13 protein-coding genes are annotated in these 15,644 nt (G+C 68.6%); 5 read left to right on the top strand and 8 right to left on the bottom strand.

Annotation, left to right across the window (positions count from 1 at the left end; genetic code table 11):
- Positions 1 to 29 precede the first annotated feature (29 nt).
- Both ACK4JY_RS02170 and ACK4JY_RS02165 read right to left on the bottom strand, forming a co-directional pair.
- The gene (locus ACK4JY_RS02170) at positions 30 to 659 is read right to left on the bottom strand and encodes a DUF4240 domain-containing protein (RefSeq protein WP_409602558.1); all 630 of its coding nucleotides are present in this window, start codon (positions 657 to 659) and stop codon (positions 30 to 32) included.
- Positions 659 to 2,275 carry a serine hydrolase gene (locus ACK4JY_RS02165; RefSeq protein WP_409602557.1) on the bottom strand — a complete coding sequence of 539 codons (1,617 nt, stop codon included), beginning with the start codon at positions 2,273 to 2,275 and terminating at the stop codon, positions 659 to 661. Before ACK4JY_RS02165 ends, ACK4JY_RS02170 begins: the two co-directional genes overlap by 1 nt.
- A 237-nt stretch (positions 2,276 to 2,512) precedes the next feature.
- On the opposite strand from ACK4JY_RS02165, the gene ACK4JY_RS02160 reads away from it, so the two are divergent.
- Both ACK4JY_RS02160 and clpB read left to right on the top strand, forming a co-directional pair.
- Complete coding sequence (locus ACK4JY_RS02160) at positions 2,513 to 4,726, top strand: TonB-dependent receptor domain-containing protein (RefSeq protein WP_409602556.1); 2,214 nt, start codon at positions 2,513 to 2,515, stop codon at positions 4,724 to 4,726.
- Positions 4,727 to 4,852: 126 nt separating this feature from the next.
- Positions 4,853 to 7,471 (top strand): ATP-dependent chaperone ClpB, encoded by a 2,619-nt coding sequence (gene clpB, locus ACK4JY_RS02155; RefSeq protein ID WP_409602555.1) that lies wholly within the window; start codon positions 4,853 to 4,855, stop codon positions 7,469 to 7,471.
- A gap of 27 nt (positions 7,472 to 7,498) precedes the next feature.
- Here clpB and ACK4JY_RS02150 read toward each other — a convergent pair whose 3' ends face one another.
- The 4 genes from ACK4JY_RS02150 to ACK4JY_RS02135 form a co-directional block, all read right to left on the bottom strand.
- On the bottom strand, positions 7,499 to 8,449 hold the full coding sequence (locus ACK4JY_RS02150; RefSeq protein ID WP_409602554.1) for a DUF2971 domain-containing protein: 951 nt from the start codon (positions 8,447 to 8,449) through the stop codon (positions 7,499 to 7,501).
- Between the two features lie 672 nt (positions 8,450 to 9,121).
- On the bottom strand, positions 9,122 to 9,925 hold the full coding sequence (locus tag ACK4JY_RS02145; RefSeq protein WP_409602553.1) for a hypothetical protein: 804 nt from the start codon (positions 9,923 to 9,925) through the stop codon (positions 9,122 to 9,124).
- Positions 9,926 to 9,936: 11 nt separating this feature from the next.
- Positions 9,937 to 10,317 (bottom strand): DUF2442 domain-containing protein, encoded by a 381-nt coding sequence (locus tag ACK4JY_RS02140; RefSeq protein ID WP_409602552.1) that lies wholly within the window; start codon positions 10,315 to 10,317, stop codon positions 9,937 to 9,939.
- 30 nt (positions 10,318 to 10,347) lie between these two features.
- Positions 10,348 to 10,557 carry a DUF4160 domain-containing protein gene (locus tag ACK4JY_RS02135; protein ID WP_409602551.1) on the bottom strand — a complete coding sequence of 70 codons (210 nt, stop codon included), beginning with the start codon at positions 10,555 to 10,557 and terminating at the stop codon, positions 10,348 to 10,350.
- Positions 10,558 to 10,985: 428 nt separating this feature from the next.
- On the opposite strand from ACK4JY_RS02135, the gene ACK4JY_RS02130 reads away from it, so the two are divergent.
- From ACK4JY_RS02130 to ACK4JY_RS02120, 3 genes are read left to right on the top strand one after another with little or no spacing between them, the layout of a single operon-like run.
- The gene (locus tag ACK4JY_RS02130; protein WP_409602550.1) at positions 10,986 to 11,663 is read left to right on the top strand and encodes an SOS response-associated peptidase family protein; all 678 of its coding nucleotides are present in this window, start codon (positions 10,986 to 10,988) and stop codon (positions 11,661 to 11,663) included.
- Positions 11,660 to 12,193 (top strand): disulfide bond formation protein B, encoded by a 534-nt coding sequence (locus tag ACK4JY_RS02125; protein WP_409602549.1) that lies wholly within the window; start codon positions 11,660 to 11,662, stop codon positions 12,191 to 12,193. Before ACK4JY_RS02130 ends, ACK4JY_RS02125 begins: the two co-directional genes overlap by 4 nt.
- Positions 12,177 to 12,767: a demethoxyubiquinone hydroxylase family protein gene (locus ACK4JY_RS02120; RefSeq protein WP_409602548.1), complete on the top strand. Its 591-nt coding sequence runs from the start codon at positions 12,177 to 12,179 to the stop codon at positions 12,765 to 12,767. The genes ACK4JY_RS02125 and ACK4JY_RS02120 overlap by 17 nt, the downstream gene beginning before the upstream one ends.
- On the opposite strand, the gene ACK4JY_RS02115 is transcribed toward ACK4JY_RS02120, so the two are convergent.
- Together ACK4JY_RS02115 and cobT are read right to left on the bottom strand one after the other, a co-directional pair.
- Positions 12,745 to 13,734 (bottom strand): esterase-like activity of phytase family protein, encoded by a 990-nt coding sequence (locus tag ACK4JY_RS02115; RefSeq protein WP_409602547.1) that lies wholly within the window; start codon positions 13,732 to 13,734, stop codon positions 12,745 to 12,747. The two genes, ACK4JY_RS02120 and ACK4JY_RS02115, sit on opposite strands and share 23 nt — an antisense overlap.
- Positions 13,731 to 15,602: a cobaltochelatase subunit CobT gene (gene cobT / locus ACK4JY_RS02110; RefSeq protein ID WP_409602546.1), complete on the bottom strand. Its 1,872-nt coding sequence runs from the start codon at positions 15,600 to 15,602 to the stop codon at positions 13,731 to 13,733. The genes ACK4JY_RS02115 and cobT overlap by 4 nt, the downstream gene beginning before the upstream one ends.
- Positions 15,603 to 15,644 lie beyond the last annotated feature (42 nt).

The following is a 15,644-nucleotide window of genomic DNA, read 5'->3' as shown; positions in this document are numbered from 1 at the left end:
CGCGGCAGGGCGCTCGCGCCCGGAGCCCTCTAGCCTAGCGGCCGATCGCCGAACCGCGCCCATGTTTTTGGAACGCGACGCTCCAGATGGTCCGGGTCGTCCTCGAACGGAACGCCCAATGGCTCCCGTCCCAATGTCGTGGACTCCATCTGGATGGGCATTTCAGCCGGATCAAGGCCGGTCCTCTCGCTCCAGACCTCGTCCGTGACGTAGAGAATCTCCTCAAACTCAAGAACCCCGTCAGCATCGGCGGCCACCATGTCGGCCAGGTCGTCGGGATGGGCCAGCAACCGCTCGAAGGCGGCCCGCCCCCGGGAGACCATCCAGCGTCGGAAATATTCGAAACCGTCGTCAGACGCGCCGCCATGCGCGACGTAGGCCACGGCCCACAGGTCCCAGGTGTAGGCCCGCGCCAACTGCACCTCGAAGGCGCTGCGGAAGGCGAGGACCTCCTCGGCCGTCAACGTCTCAAGCTCCGAGCGAAGGCTTGCCACCTGTCGGTCCGGGTCGGACTTATGGACGGCGGCCCGATCCATAATCACCCAGAAGCGCTGCTCGTCCATCGCCTGCACCACTATCGCCTCGCTCGTCTGCTGAACGTGGAGCCTGTCCGAAGCGGATGTCGAGGCCAACAATGCGGTAGCGAGGATCGCAATCATCACACCTTACTCAGCCGCAGGTCGTGGAAGTCGTAGCTGAAGTCGGCGTCCGGGCTGACCGCCTTCATCGTCGCCGTCGCCGGGGCGCCGTTCTCCAGCGTGAAGCTGATGAACGCATCCTCCTCCCGCCGGTCGGGGAACCGGGTCCGCATCGTCTCGCCGTCGTACGCCTCCAGCGGGCCCTGCAGTGTCGGCGTGCGGCTGAAGGCCAGCCACAGACCGCCGCCGCGCCGCTCGATCGTGATGTCGCCGTACCAGGGATCGCGCCACGTCCCGGCATAGGCCGCCAGCGGCAACGACGGGGCCGCCCCCGCCGCCTGTTTCGCCTCGATCTCCGCCGCCGCCGCGATCGATTTCGCGTCGCCCTCGGCCTGCAGCCGGACCCCGTCGGCGATCCAGTCGAAGTCGACCTTGCCCATGATGATGTCGGCGATGCCGCTGCGCAGGGCCCGGGTCAGGAACCCTTCCTCGGCATTGGTGAAATAGCTGAACCCGGCGTCGCGCCCGGGCAGCAGCACCGTGCCCGAGACATAGCCCGGCGCCCCGCCGCCATGGGTGATGAAGCGCTCGCCGCGATAGTCCTGCACCTGCCAGCCCATGGCGTAGGTCGAGGCGATGGCCCGCCCCGGCAGCTCCGCCGTCGGCCCGGCCGAGTTGGAGATGATGATGTTCGGCCGCCACATCTCGTTTCCGCGCGCCTCGGCATACAGCCGCGACCCGTCCGGCAGTTCGCCGCGCTTCAGCTGCACCGCGATCCATTTGGCCCAGTCGACCGGGTTGGTGACGAAGCCGCCCGCCGCCCCGGCCGAACTCCAGTTCCACACCTCCTGGATCGACTGGCCGATGGTCTGCATCTCGCCCTGATAGCGCAGCGGCGGCCCGATCCGCCCGTGCGGCAGGGCCGAGGTCGCCGGGTCCGCCGCCTTCATCAGCGGCAGGGTTTCGGTCATGCCCAGCGGGTCGAGGATGCGCGTCTGCACGAACGCCTCCCACGGCATCCCCGAGGCCGCGGCGACGACCTCGCCGGCGACCACGAACATCAGGTTGCAGTAGTGGTAGGCGGTGCGGAATTGGTCCTCGATCGGCACATGTGGCACGGCGGCCATGATCTCCGCCCGGGTGCGGTCGCTGTTGGGCCAGAACAGCAGGTCGCCGGCCCCGAGGCCGAAGCCGATCCGGTGGCTGAGCAGGTCGCGCACCGTGACCATGTCGTTGAGCTCGGGCTTCGACAGGGCGAAGTCGGGCAGATACGCCCGCACCGGCGCGTCCCATTTCACCTTGCCCTCGTCGACGAGGATGGCCAGGGCCGCCGCCGTCACCGCCTTGGTGTTGGAGGCGATGGCGAAATGGGTGTTCTCGTCGACCGCCGCCCCGCCGATCGCTCGCACGCCATAGCCGCGCGTCAGCACCGCCGTCCCGTCCCTGACCACCGCCACCGACACCGCCGGCTGGTCCGGGAAGGCGGCCATGACCTGTTTCACATAGGCGTCGACCGCCTCGGCCAGCGCCTCCCCCGCCAGGGCCGGCCCGGTCTGGGCCCATGACAGCGACGGCAGGGCGACCCCGGCCGCGGCCGAAGAAACCAGCGCCGCGCGGCGCGTGAGGCGGATCGACATGAAGACGCTCCCGAAAATCAGGCCGCAACGCTAGCCCGCGGTTCGTTCGGCGTCATCCCCACCCGCGCGCCATCGGGTCGCCGCCCGGCCTCTGCGTCAGGATACGGCGAAAAGGTGTCAAGTTCTGAAAAATCCGTAATGAAATTAACGCGATGTAACTGTTCAACCGCCGAGGGTGTATTTAAGTCTAACTTAAAGCCAACGCATGCTTGCGGCGCTCAATCGAGGGTTCTCAAAATGTCCTTCAAATTCATGCTTCTCGTCGGAACAGCTCTCGCCGTCTCGTCGGGCGCCGCCTTCGCCCAGACGACGCCCGCGCCCCAGACCCCCCCGGCTCAGCAGCCCGCCCCCGAACAGGAGGCGCAGGTCGAGGACGTGGTCGTCGAGGGCCGCGCCACCGACGTGCGCACCTCCATCGACTCGGTCAGCTACAGCCTCGCGGATGACCTCCAGGCCCAGACCGGAACCCTCGCGGAGGCCCTGCGCAACATCCCGTCGGTCGAGGTCGATCCCGACGGCAACGTCAGCCTGCGCGGCGACGCCAATGTCACCATCCTGATCGATGGACGGCCCGCGACCCAGTTCAACGGCCCCAGCCGCGGCCAGATGGTGCAGCAGGTTCCGGCCAGCCAATACGCCCGCATCGAGGTCATGACCAATCCGTCGGCGGCCTATAGCCCCGAGGGCTCGGGAGGCGTCATCAACCTGATCTCCAAACCAAACGCCGTGCGTCAGGGCCAGACGACCACCGGCTCGCTGCGCGCCAATATCGGCGACAACGGCCGCTGGAATATCGGCGGCAATATCGCCCATGTGATCGGCAAGACGACCCTGACCGCCGATGTTGGCCTGCGTCACGACGCCTTCGAGCAGCAGATCGAACGCCTTCGTACGACCTTCGACGCCGGCTCCGGCCAGTTCCTCGAGGCGCGCCAGTCCCAGAACGTCGACGGCGAGGCCGACGCCCTCTTCACGCGCTTCTCGGCAGAGCACAATCTTGACGACAAGACGCAACTGGTCGCCGAGGTTCGGCACACGGACGTCAGCACCAACGCCGACGCCCTCGATCTCTATGAGGCGGACAACGCCGCGGGCGGCGTCGCCGCGGCTTATCGAAGGACCTCGAACGGCGGCTTCGCCGGCCAGTTCTCGGGCGTCACCGGCCGGATCCTGCGCCGCTTCGACGACCAGGGCCACGAGTGGTCGAACGAGGTCCGCTTCGATCGCAACGCCTTCGACTTCAACTTCGATACCTTTGCCGACCAGCAGATTCCGGCGGCGGCGCCCTTCTACGAGGACATCGAAAACGAGAACCGCCAGGACATGCTGGGAATCACCAGCGCCTACGTCCGCCCGATGTCGGACGGTGGAAAGCTGCGCGCGGGCTATGAGCTGCAGGCCCTGAATCTGGAGCTCGACAGTTCTCTGGCGCGCGGGCCGACGCCGACCAGCCTGACCCCCGATCCGGTCGTCTCCAACGAATTCCACGTCGACCAGGCGGTCCATGCCCTCTACGCCACCTGGGAGCGGCCGTTCGGCGAAAACCTGTCGGCCCAGTTCGGCCTGCGGCTGGAACAGGCCGACATCGACCTCGACCAGGTGACAACCGACATCCAGTCGTCCAACGACTATTTCCGCGCCTATCCGAGCATGCACCTGCAGTACATGATCGGCGAGGGCGAGAGCCTGCGCGGCAGCTACAGCCGGCGCATCCAGCGCCCCGGCCCGCAGGACCTGAATCCATTCCTGACATATCAGGACAGCCTCAACCGCCGCTCCGGCAACCCCGACCTGCTGCCGCAGGAGACCGACTCCTTCGAGGTCATGTGGCAGAAGCGGGTGCAGCAGACCTTCTATCAGGCCACCCTGTACCATCGCGACACCCGGGACGCCTTCACCCAGGTGACCAGCGACCTCGGCGGCGGCGTCTTCCTGACCCGGCCCGAGAACCTCGGCTCCAGCGTCTCGACCGGCGTCGAGCTGGTCGCCAACGGGGCCCTGCACCCGACCCTGCGCTACAACGCCAGCATCAACGCCTTCCGCCAGTCGATCGACGCCGCCGGCATTCCCGGCGCGACCGATCGCGAGGACGAGAGCGTGTCCGGCCGCCTGACCCTCAACTGGCAGCCGAGCCAGAACGACTTTCTGCAGGTCTCCAGCATCTGGACCGGCGACCAGCTGCTGGCCCAGGGCGTCCGCGAGACGGCGACCCTCGTCAACCTCGGCTACCGTCGCAAGCTCAACAAGGACTGGTCCTTCCAGGCCACCGTCCGCGACCTGTTCGACGAGTTCGGCGCGACCACCGTCATCGAGACCCCGACCTTCACCGAGCGCACCAGCATGATCTTCGGCGGCCGGGCGGCCTATATCGGCCTGACCTGGAGCTTTGGCTCGGGCCAGCGCCGGCCGCCGGAGCAGTTCGACTTCTCGGCCGCCCCTACCGGCGGCTGATCGTCCAAGGGGGCTCCGACCCCCTTGTGTGACCCGATCGCCACACCCAGATTTGCGGCATCTCAAGGCGTCGCTTCCTGAAAGGGCGTCCCTGGGCTCACACTCCGCCTCACGAGGGGACACGCCGTGAATCTCGACCTCTATTCCGACCGCGCCAAACAGGCCGTCCAGTCCGCTCAGTCGCTGGCCCTCGCCCGCCGGCACCAGCAGTTCGCCCCCGAACATCTGCTCAAGGTGCTGCTGGAAGAGCGCGACGGCCTCGCCCGGAATCTGATCACCGCCGCCGGCGGCGACCCCGCGAAAGCCGAGAAGGCCGTCGAGACCGCCCTGTCCAAACGCGCCCAGGTCTCCGGCGGCTCGGGCCAGCTGTATCTCGACGGCGACACGGCCCGCGTCTTCGCCGCCGCCGAGGCCGCCTCGAAGAAGTCCGGCGACGCCTTCGTCACCACCGAACGCCTGCTCAGCGCCATCGCCCGCGAGGGCGGGGTCGCCGCCACCGTCCTCGCCTCGGTCGGCGCCACGCCCGACAAGCTCGACGAGGCGATCAACGAGATCCGCAAGGGCAAGACCGCCGACTCCGCCGGGGCGGAAGACGCCTACGACGCCCTCAAACGCTACGCCCGCGACCTGACCCTGGCCGCCCGCGACGGCAAGATCGACCCGGTCATCGGCCGCGACGAGGAGATCCGCCGCACCATCCAGGTCCTCGCCCGCCGCACCAAGAACAACCCCGTCCTGATCGGCGAGCCCGGCGTCGGCAAGACCGCCATCGTCGAGGGTCTGGCCCTGCGCATCGTCAACGGCGACGTGCCCGAGAGCCTCAAGGACAAGAAGGTCATGGCCCTCGACATGGGCTCGCTGATCGCCGGGGCCAAATACCGCGGCGAGTTCGAGGAGCGGCTCAAGGCCGTGCTCGCCGAGGTCACCGCCGCCGAGGGCCAGATCATCCTGTTCATCGACGAGATGCACACCCTCGTCGGGGCCGGCAAGGGCGACGGCGCCATGGACGCCTCCAACCTGCTCAAGCCCGCCCTCGCCCGCGGCGAGCTGCACTGCGTCGGCGCCACCACCCTCGATGAATACCGCAAACACGTCGAAAAGGACGCCGCCCTCGCCCGCCGCTTCCAGCCGGTCTTCGTCGAGGAGCCCAGCGTCGAGGACACCGTCTCGATCCTGCGCGGCCTGAAAGAGAAGTACGAGGTCCACCACGGCGTGCGCATCGCCGACGGCGCCATCGTCGCCGCCGCCACCCTCAGCAACCGCTACATCACCGACCGCTTCCTGCCCGACAAGGCCATCGACCTGATCGACGAGGCCGCGTCGCGCGTGCGCATGGCCGTCGATTCCAAGCCCGAGGCCCTCGACGAGATCGACCGCCGCCTGGTCCAGCTGCTGATGGAGCGTCAGGCGCTCAAGACTGAGGCCGAAGCCGTGGCCAAGGAACGCGGCAAGCCTGACAACGCCTTCGCCAGCCGTTTCGCCAGCCTCGATGAGCAGATCGACGACCTGCAGGTCCAGTCAGACGAGATGACGGCGCGCTGGAAGGCCGAGAAAGACAAGGTCGGCGCAACCGGTCAGCTGCGTGAGGCTGTCGACCGTCTACGCGACGAATTGGTCAAGGCGCAGAGGGCCGGCGATCTCGCCCGCGCCTCAGAGATCGCCTACGGCCAAATTCCCGCTCTGGAGAGGCAGCTCGCTGAGGCCGAAGCCACTGAGGGTTCCGGCGCCGCCTCCCTGACCCCCGAGGTCGTCGACGCCGAACAGATCGCCCAGGTCGTCTCCCGCTGGACCGGCGTCCCGGTCGACAAGATGCTGGAGGGCGAACGCGAGAAGCTGCTGACCATGGAGACCGCCCTCGCCCGTCGCGTCGTCGGCCAGGACGAGGCCCTCGCCGCCGTCGCCGACGCCGTGCGCCGCGCCCGCGCCGGCCTCAACGACCCCAACCGCCCGCTGGGCAGCTTCCTCTTCCTCGGCCCCACCGGCGTCGGCAAGACCGAGCTGACCAAGGCCCTGGCCGAATTCCTGTTCGACGACGAGGCCGCCATCACCCGGATGGACATGTCCGAATATATGGAGAAGCACAGCGTCAGCCGCCTGATCGGCGCCCCTCCCGGCTATGTCGGCTATGACGAGGGCGGCGCCCTGACCGAGGCGGTGCGTCGCCGCCCCTATCAGGTCGTGCTGTTCGACGAGGTCGAAAAGGCCCACCCCGACGTCTTCAACGTGCTGCTCCAGGTGCTCGACGACGGCCGCCTGACCGACGGCCAGGGCCGCACCATCGACTTCCGCAACACCCTGATCATCATGACCAGCAACCTCGGCTCCGAGGCGTTGGCGGGTCAGTCCGAAGGCGACGACGTCGAGGCCGTCCGCCCCTATGTCATGGACCAGGTCCGCGCCCATTTCCGCCCGGAATTCCTCAACCGCATCGACGAGATCATCCTGTTCCGGCGGCTGGGTCGCGGGCAGATGGCGGGGATCGTGCGCATCCAGCTGGGACGGTTCGAAAAGCTGCTGGCCGACCGGCGGCTCACTTTGGCGCTGGACGACAGCGCCGCCGCCTGGCTGGCGGACAAGGGCTACGACCCGGTGTACGGGGCTCGGCCGCTGAAGCGCGTCATCCAGAAGGAACTGGTCGACCCGATCGCGCGGAAGCTGCTGGCGGGGGAGATCGAGGACGGATCGGTGATTGGCGTGTCAGCCGGGGAGGGCGGGCTGGAGATCGGGAAGGCGCGGGTGCACTAGGCGGGCTCTTTGTCATCCCGAGCACGACTAGCGAAGCGGAATATCCGATACGACGACTCGGGAACCTGCATCGGTGGTTCCTGCGTCTTCTAGTAGGCGGACGAACGCATCGCGCATCGACCACGCGTCGACCGCCGGGCCTATGATTATGCGCTCGATTAGTTCTGGGACCTCTGCTCCTACGAACCCTTCGTCTGGATAATTCCGCAGCGGAATTTTGTGAACACACTGAGGGATACCCCGGACCACCTCAACATTGGACGGTAGCCTGTCAGTTGCCTCAAGCGCCGGAGTATGGATGATCCTCCACTCTCGTTCCTCGTGGAACCCGGGGTGTTTGGTGCAGACTGTCGAGAACCGCATCATCTGAAAAACCGCGTCTATGACGTTCTCTTGGCCGAGATCGCGCCATAGCTCCCGGCTATTCGCGATGCCTTCGCTCACCAGACCGAATTCTCGATAAAACTGCGCGCTACTGAGATAGGCTACGGGGCTCGTATAGGCCCGAATGGCGTCGCTGGCCGTGGCGAAGGCCGTACTGTTCAAGACAATCGCGACGCCCGCGGTTGACCCGTATGCTCGCCACATCGAGAGGCGGCCTATTCCATCTTCATTGTCATCGTGTTCCGAGATGCAGGTGACGTAAGTTTCACTCCGGAACGAGGGAAGCCAAAGATTGAACTTGCTCTCAAGTTCCTCGCACGTGCCTGGAAATTCTTCGTCCAAGGCGGCCTTCATCTTAGCGGCCGCCTCACCTTTGTAGGCAGCATTCAGACATTCAAAACCGTACTCTACCTCCATGTAGTCGTTCATGGTTGTCGTGCGCCGCATCCACACTTCTCGGTTTCGTATTATTCCGACGGCGGCTTCAGCAGTTGTGTAATGTACAAAACGGGTTCTCCCATTTCGGACGTCATTCTGCTTCTTCGTCGCGTACGGGAAAAATAGCGCGGCCAGTTGTTCTTCAACGTCGTTCATAAAACAACGATAGAGCGAGTCGCTCTTTCAAACACTGCCTGCTCGGGTCGCACGGAAGCACCGCGCTTCCTCTCCCGTTGGGAGAGGGCTTGAGCGCACGGCGGCGCAGCCGTCGTCCTGGCGCGAAAGGGTGAGGGTCGACCGTCTGGGGGCGGCTTCACCGCGTCTCGCAGCCGACGATTATTCGGCGGGTCGCTCGGAACCCAGGCTAAGCACCACCGGCACCGCAGAACAGATCGAGACCTTGACCGAGAGTCGGCGGTCTGTAGGCTCTCAGAGTTCGCTATATCCGAACGCACAAACGGCCCTCCGGGATGGAACCGAAGGGCCGTCTGCTCAGGTCTCCTTGTGGAAGGGAGACCGCCGGATCGGGACGCCGCCTGATTGCGATTCGGACCGGCGTCCCGACCAGCTGACTCCAGCCCGGTTTGGGTTAGCGGTCAATGACCGTCAAAACTCGATTGACGATAACGACAAGGGATGGCCTCTCCGCGTCCCCCTCTCCCATTGGGAGAGGGCTTGAGCGCACGGCGGCGCAGCCGTCGTTCTGGCGCGAAAGGGTGTGGGTCGACCGTCCGGGGGCGGCTTCGCCGCTCCACCCAGCCGCCCCTCATCCGGCGCTGCGCGCCACCTTCTCCCAATGGGAGAAGGGCGCTGTACCTCGCCAGACGCTCAGATCGCCTCCGCCGCCGCCCTGATCTCTTCCGTCACATCCCGCGCGCCGGTCATGTCCCAGCTGCTGTCCTCCAGCCGGAACAGCCATCCGTTCGCGTGTTCGCTGTAGCGGCAGCGCGCCTCAAGCCCCCCGTGCGGCAGAATGATCGCCCGCATGACCCGATACCGGCCGTCGAACAGGACCGCAGCGAGGTAGTCGAACTTCTTCTCCGGCAACCGACGCAGGAAGCTCAACTGCCGTGAGCCGTTGTGCCGGGTCAGGCGGCGGCTCTTGATCTGATAGCGGACCCCGTCCTTGTCGGTGGCGTCATGCCCGGCCGCCGAAGAGCTCTCCAGCGCCCAGCCGAACGCGGTCGAGAACAGCAGCTCGGCATAGTCGCCGACCGGGCTGTTCGAGGTGCGCACCACCTCGCGCCGCCGCAGCTCCTCCATCACCTCCGCATGCAGGGTCAGAAGCTCGCGGATCGACGCGCGGGCCAGCGGCGGGTCGTCGCCCGGCGGCTCGGTCGCACCCGAGGGCGTGACGACGACGAGGGGCGGCTGCCCGGGGGGTCCGGCGCCGTAGTGCTCCGGCGGCACCGCCTTTCTCAGCATATTGCCGAGGTTCATCCGCACTTGACCCGGGTTCAGATGGGCATATTGCTCGCGCCGATCGATGCCGTAGCGGCCGGCGACGGCGTGAAGCGCCTCGAGGTCCAGCGTGCCGTCTTGGGCGGTGACCTGCGGCCGGAGCCACAAGTTGAACGGGTCGTTCTTCGTCAGCCGCTCCCAACGCTCGCGCCGCTCCCGACTGATTTCCATAACTGAACCCCCTAAGCCGCCACGACCTTCCGCGGCCGCCCGCCCTTCAGCCCGTTCCTGCGCGACGCCGCCGCCCGCGCCTCCGCCCGGGTCCAGTCCATCGGGCCCAGAAAACCCTCCAGCAGTCGCGCCACCGAGAAGTCGGCGTCCAGTCGGGGGAGGTGCAGCACGGTCCCGCCGCCCTCGATGACCGCGCCGACGAAATCCTCCTCACGCGCCTTCTCCAGCCCGTGGGCGTCGCGCGGATCGAACATCACGTCGAGGCCGGTGTCGAGCCGCAGCTTGAGCCGGCGGGTGCGCTTGTCGAACCGCGCCTCCAGCGCGCGCGGCGTGGTCGTCTTGCGTTTGGCGCGGGCGAAGGCCTTTTCGTCGGGGACAAGCAACTCAGCCATGAATCGCACTCCAGGTCTCGCAACACTCACTCAGGCGCCCGGCGATCTCCTCGCCGAGCTCCCACACAAGGGCGAGGGTCCAGCTCCCTCGTAGTCCCAAAGCGCCACTGGACCGTCGGGGCAGTTGAGCAGGAACCTCGCATCGCCATCGGGTCCGATCGCATGCACATGCGGCGGCGGATGGTCGTTCGAATAGACCACCACCCGAAACCGCCTGCGGCTCCTGAAGATCGTCGCCATGCCGCAACATAGGCAATAACCTGGAATGTGTCCAGGTTTCCCCCGAACCGTCGTATACCCCCGTCGACCAGATAGTACCCGCCGGTCATGAACGACGCGTCAGCGGAGCGCCGCGCGCATTCCCTCTCCCACTGGGAGAAGGACCCGCGCGCACCCATGACGCTGTGCTGACAATCCGCGGAATTATAGTATAGGGAGGCCGGAATTCCTCCGCCTTTTCAAACCCCGCATCGATTCTCGAGCCGTTTTACCCGCCACAGGAAGACGCCGGGTTAGACTGCCGGCGGTCTTTGACAACCGCACCCTGCCCGTCCCGCCGAGGGGCGAACGATCCGGACGGTGTGGACGATCTGGACGGTGTTTTTCCGTTTTACCCGGGTAAAACACCCGGCTCCCTTCCCGCCCCAAATCCGGTCTAACCTCCCGCCATGTGCGCCTCCTATGAAGCCCGGTTCTCGGTCACCCAGCTGGTCGAGGCCTTCGACCATCACGGCGCCCCGCTGCGCTTCCCGCGCGGCTTGCCGAACATCGAACCGGTCGACGAGGTCCGCCCCACCGACCTGGCCCAAACCGTCCGCGCCATCTCCATGGAAGACGGGGCCGATGGCGAGGCCGCCGAACTGGTCCCCCTACGCTTCGGCTTTCGCGGCCCCGAGCGCCCCGGCGGCAAGGGCAAGCCGCCGCCGGTGATCAATTTCCGCTCCGAGGGCCGCGCCTTCTCCAACGGCGAGCGCGGCGGCCGCGCCCTGATCCCCGTGTCCGGCTTCTATGAGTTCACCGGCTCGACCTATCCCAAGACCCGCTGGATCCTGCGCGGCGTCGACCAGCCGGTGCTGGCCCTGGCGGCGATCTGGCGGGCGGGGGCCGAGGGCGAGCCCGACGCCTTCTCGCTGCTGACCGCCGAACCGGGCCCCGATGTCGCGCCCTATCATACGCGCGGCGTCCTGCCCCTGCCGCCCGCCGCCTGGGCCGACTGGCTGTTCGACCGCCGCCCGGCGCCGGAGCTGCTGATCCCGCCGCCGGCCGGGACGTTGGCGGCCTTTTCGGCCCCGCGCGGCGGCGCATCGACGCCGCCCTCCGGCCCGGCTATGAACGGGCTGATATGAGAGGCCTGTACCGACTCCTGACGCGGTGGTGGACCGCCTTCGCCCTCGCCGCCTCGCTGGCGTTGCTGGGCGCGGCGCATGCGTTCGAGCGCTTCGGCGGCCTCGCGCCGTGCAACCTCTGCCTCAAGCAGCGCGAGGTCTATTGGGGCGCCGTGGCCATCGCCCTGACCGCCACCCTGTGGCACCTGGTCAGCCGCGGCAGCCGCGGCACGCCGCGCATCGCCGCCTTCCTGCTGGCCGTGGTCTTCACCACCGGGGCGATCACGGCCCTGTTCCACGCCGGCGGCGAATACGGCTGGTGGAGCCTGCCGGCGGCCTGCATGGGCGGCGGCGACGTCAGCCTCGAAAGCCTCGCCGCCCTCGCCCTCGGCACGGCCCCGGTCCAGGCCCCGGTCTACTGCGACGCCGTGACGTGGCGCTTCCTCGGCCTGTCGATGGCAGGATGGAATGTGCTGATCTCCGTCGCCCTGGCGGTGTTCAGCCTGCTCGCCGCCAAGCGGCCAAAGGACGCCCGTGCCCCCCGCCCCTGAAGACGCCGCCGCCGCCCGCCCCGTCCGCCTCGCCCATCCCGGCCGGGGCGCCAGCCGTCGCCGCCGCGCCGAGATCCTGCGCGTCGACCACGCCGGCGAATACGCCGCCGTCCACATCTACCGCGCCCAGAAGGCGGTGTTCGAGGGCCGCGCCGGCAAGGCCGCCATCGCCGCCGACATGGCCGAAATGCAGGCGCAGGAAGCCGTCCACCTCGCCCGTTTCGAGGCCCTGCTGAACGCCGAACGGGTCCGGCCGACGCTCCTGACCCCGGTCTGGCGCCTCGCCGCCCTCGGCCTCGGCGCCGGCACCGCCCTGCTCGGCGAAAAGGCCGCCCACGCCTGCACCGAGGCGGTCGAGAGCGTGATCGAGGAACACTACGCCGATCAGATTTCCGAACTCGCGGAGCGCGACCCGGAACTGGCCGCCGAACTGACCGTCTTCCGCGACGAGGAGCTGGCCCACCACGACCACGCCGTCGACCACGGCAGCCGCGACGCCCCCGGCTACCGCCTGCTCAGCGCCGTGATCAAGGCCGGCTGCCGCGCGGCGATCAAGGTGTCGGAGCGGGTCTGACGTCGAAGGCCAGCAAGAGCGTCCGCTGCTGCGACCGTCCGTTGTCGTCCGACAGGATGTAAAGCCGCGTCCCGTCGCCCCGCCGGACCGCCGCGACGCCCTCGAAATTGTCGACCGTCGACGGCAGGCTCAGCTCGACCAGCACCGGCCCCAGCGTCCCGTCCGCCGCCATCCGCCGCACCCGCGCCCTGACGTCCACCGGCGCCCGGAAGCGCCGCTCCACGACCCAGAAGCCGTCGCCGCCCGGATCGCGATCCAGGCCGGTGATGCGGTATTCGCTGTCCGGCAGCGGCTCGGCCGGCGGCGCGACCACGACCCGGCAGCCGGCCGCCGCGCAGTCCCAGACCCCGCCCGACTCGCCGGTCACGCGCCAGCCGCCCGCCGCCGCCGCGCCCCCCTCCATGCCGCTGTTCAGCGGAAAGTCCGCGTCCGGCGACGCCAGCGGCTCCGGCGCCCCCGCCGTCTCCAGCCCATAGGCCCACAGCCGATGCCGCCGCTCGAAGGCCACGGCGATGATGCGGCCGCCCGCCAGCAGGAACAGCCCCTCGGCGTCCCCGTCCGCCTTGTCGGCGATCGGCGATCCGTCTTCCAGCGTCAGCCGGCGCCAGCGCAGCCCCTCCACTCCCGTCAGCCGCCCGGCCGCGTCGTGCCGCAGCCGCCCGCGCACCAGATCCCCGGCGTCGCTGACCGAGACGAAGTCGTCGCCGTCGACCAGCTTCAGATCCGACAGGCTGTGCAGCGGCGAGTCCGTGGCGAGCACCAGCTCGACCCCGCCGGCGAACCGCACCCCCTGCGCCAAGGCCGCCCCGCCGGGAATCCCCAGCCCGACCGGCCGCACCTCGGCCTCCCCGGCGGTCCAGCGCGCGGCGCCGCCGGGCCCGCCGGTCCAGACCGGGGCCGGAACCGCCGTGGCGCAGGCCGACAGCAGCAGGGCGGCCGCGGCCGCGATCCAGCGCGCGCGCCTCACGCCGCCCGCCGTCGCCGCTTCGGCGCCGCCTTCGGCTCGGTCTCGAACAGTTCGGCCAGCTTCTCGATCATCACCCCGCCCAGCTGTTCGACATCGACGATGGTCACCGCCCGACGATACCAGCGGGTCACGTCGTGGCCGATGCCGATGGCGATCAGCTCGACCGGCGAGCGCGTCTCGATCTCCTCGATCACCGACCGCAGGTGCTTGTCCAGATACAGGGCGGCGTTGGCCGACTGGGTCGAATCGTCGACCGGCGAGCCGTCGGAAATGACCATCAGGATCTGCCGCGCCTCGGGCCGGGCCTTGAGCCAGTCGTGCGCCCAGGTCAGGGCCTCGCCGTCGATATTCTCCTTCAGCAGCCCCTCGCGCATCATCAGGCCGAGGTTCTTCTTGGCCCGCCGCCACGGCGCGTCGGCCGACTTGTAGATGATGTGCCGCAGGTCGTTCAGCCGCCCCGGACTGGCCGGCTTGCCGGCGCTGATCCACGCCTCGCGCGCCTGTCCGCCCTTCCACGCCCGGGTGGTGAAGCCGAGGATCTCGACCTTGACGCCGCAGCGCTCCAGCGTCCGCGCCAGGATGTCGGCGCAGACCGCCGCCACCATGATCGGCCGCCCGCGCATCGAGCCGGAATTGTCCAGCAACAGGGTCACCACCGTATCGCGGAATGGGCTCTCGCTCTCGGCCTTGAAGCTCAGCGGACTGGTCGGATCGGTGATGATCCGGGTCAGGCGCGAGGTGTCCAGCACCCCCTCCTCCAGATCGAAGGCCCAGCTGCGATTCTGCTGCGCCATCAGCCGCCGCTGCAGCTTGTTGGCCAGCCGCGCCACCACCGAGGACAGCGCCGTCAGCTGCTGGTCCAGCAGCGACCTGAGCCGCTCCAGCTCGTTCGGATCGCACAGTTCGGCCGCGTCGATGGTCTCGTCATGTGCGGTGGTGAAGACGCGGTAGGCGTCGATCCGCCGGCCGTCGTCGCCGACCTCCTGCCGGTTGGGCAGGGCCCCCTCATTGATCTCCGGCCCCTCGTCGGAGGCGTCGCCATCGGGATCGGCCGGGGCGCCGTCGGGACGGGCGTCACGCTCCTCGCCCGCGGTCTGGTCGTCGGACGAGCCGTCCATCGACTGGCCCTCGCCGCCGCCGGCGTCCTCCTCCTCGTCCTGGTCGTCGGCGGCGTCCGGCTCCTTCGGATCCGGCTCGTCCTCGCCCTGATCATCCGAGGCCTCGTCGCCGCGCCCGTCGCCGGGATCGAGGTCCAGCGCCCGCAGCACCTCCTTCAGCCGCACGGCGAAGGCGTCCTGGTCGCCGGCGACCTCGGCCAGGGCGTCGATCTTCGCCCCGGCCTTCGCCTCAAGATCGGCGCGCACCAGATCCAGCATCGCCCCGGCCCCGTCGGGCGCCCGCTGTCCGGTCAGTCGTTCGCGCACCAGCAGGGCCAGGGCCTCGGGCGCCGAAACCCGCTCCGCCTCGGTGACCCTGAGCGCGCCGCTGCGCTCCAGCCGGGTCAGCAGGGCGGCGTTCATATTGGCCCGCACGCCTGCCAGCGACTGCGAGCCCACCGCCTCGACCCGCGCCTGTTCGACCGCCTCGAACACCTCGGCGGCTCGGCTGTCGGACGGGCGCAGGCGGGCGTGCAGGCCTTCGTCGTGATTGGCCAGCCGCAGGGCCAGCCGGTCGGCCTGGCCGCGCAGGGTGGCGCTCTCGGGCCCGGCTGGATCGCGCGGCGGATGCGGCAGGGTCAGGACGCCGTCGACCAGCTTCGGCCCGTCGGTCCCGAACACGACCTCCAGCTCCGACTGTTCGGCCAGCGCCCGCGCGGCATGGGCGAGCGCGCGCTTGAAGATTTCGGCGGGAGTCTCGGCGGAGGCCATGGCGTCCGGTTAGCCTGTCTGCCGCCCGCTGCAAAGCGGCGC

The organism is Brevundimonas sp., assembly GCF_046295595.1.
Taxonomy (GTDB): domain Bacteria; phylum Pseudomonadota; class Alphaproteobacteria; order Caulobacterales; family Caulobacteraceae; genus Brevundimonas.
The sequence above is the reverse complement of the archived record's forward strand: the minus strand, read 5'-3'. Positions and strand labels throughout refer to the sequence as shown.

What these genes read in the sequence shown, in the direction of transcription:
- ACK4JY_RS02170 (WP_409602558.1), bottom strand. Translation starts at nt 659, where the DNA reads ATGATTGCGATCCTCGCTACCGCATTGTTGGCCTCGACATCCGCTTCG.
- ACK4JY_RS02165 (WP_409602557.1), bottom strand. Translation starts at nt 2,275, where the DNA reads ATGTCGATCCGCCTCACGCGCCGCGCGGCGCTGGTTTCTTCGGCCGCG.
- ACK4JY_RS02160 (WP_409602556.1), top strand. Translation starts at nt 2,513, where the DNA reads ATGTCCTTCAAATTCATGCTTCTCGTCGGAACAGCTCTCGCCGTCTCG.
- ACK4JY_RS02150 (WP_409602554.1), bottom strand. Translation starts at nt 8,449, where the DNA reads ATGAACGACGTTGAAGAACAACTGGCCGCGCTATTTTTCCCGTACGCG.
- ACK4JY_RS02145 (WP_409602553.1), bottom strand. Translation starts at nt 9,925, where the DNA reads ATGGAAATCAGTCGGGAGCGGCGCGAGCGTTGGGAGCGGCTGACGAAG.
- ACK4JY_RS02140 (WP_409602552.1), bottom strand. Translation starts at nt 10,317, where the DNA reads ATGGCTGAGTTGCTTGTCCCCGACGAAAAGGCCTTCGCCCGCGCCAAA.
- ACK4JY_RS02135 (WP_409602551.1), bottom strand. Translation starts at nt 10,557, where the DNA reads ATGGCGACGATCTTCAGGAGCCGCAGGCGGTTTCGGGTGGTGGTCTAT.
- ACK4JY_RS02130 (WP_409602550.1), top strand. Translation starts at nt 10,986, where the DNA reads ATGTGCGCCTCCTATGAAGCCCGGTTCTCGGTCACCCAGCTGGTCGAG.
- ACK4JY_RS02125 (WP_409602549.1), top strand. Translation starts at nt 11,660, where the DNA reads ATGAGAGGCCTGTACCGACTCCTGACGCGGTGGTGGACCGCCTTCGCC.
- cobT (WP_409602546.1), bottom strand. Translation starts at nt 15,602, where the DNA reads ATGGCCTCCGCCGAGACTCCCGCCGAAATCTTCAAGCGCGCGCTCGCC.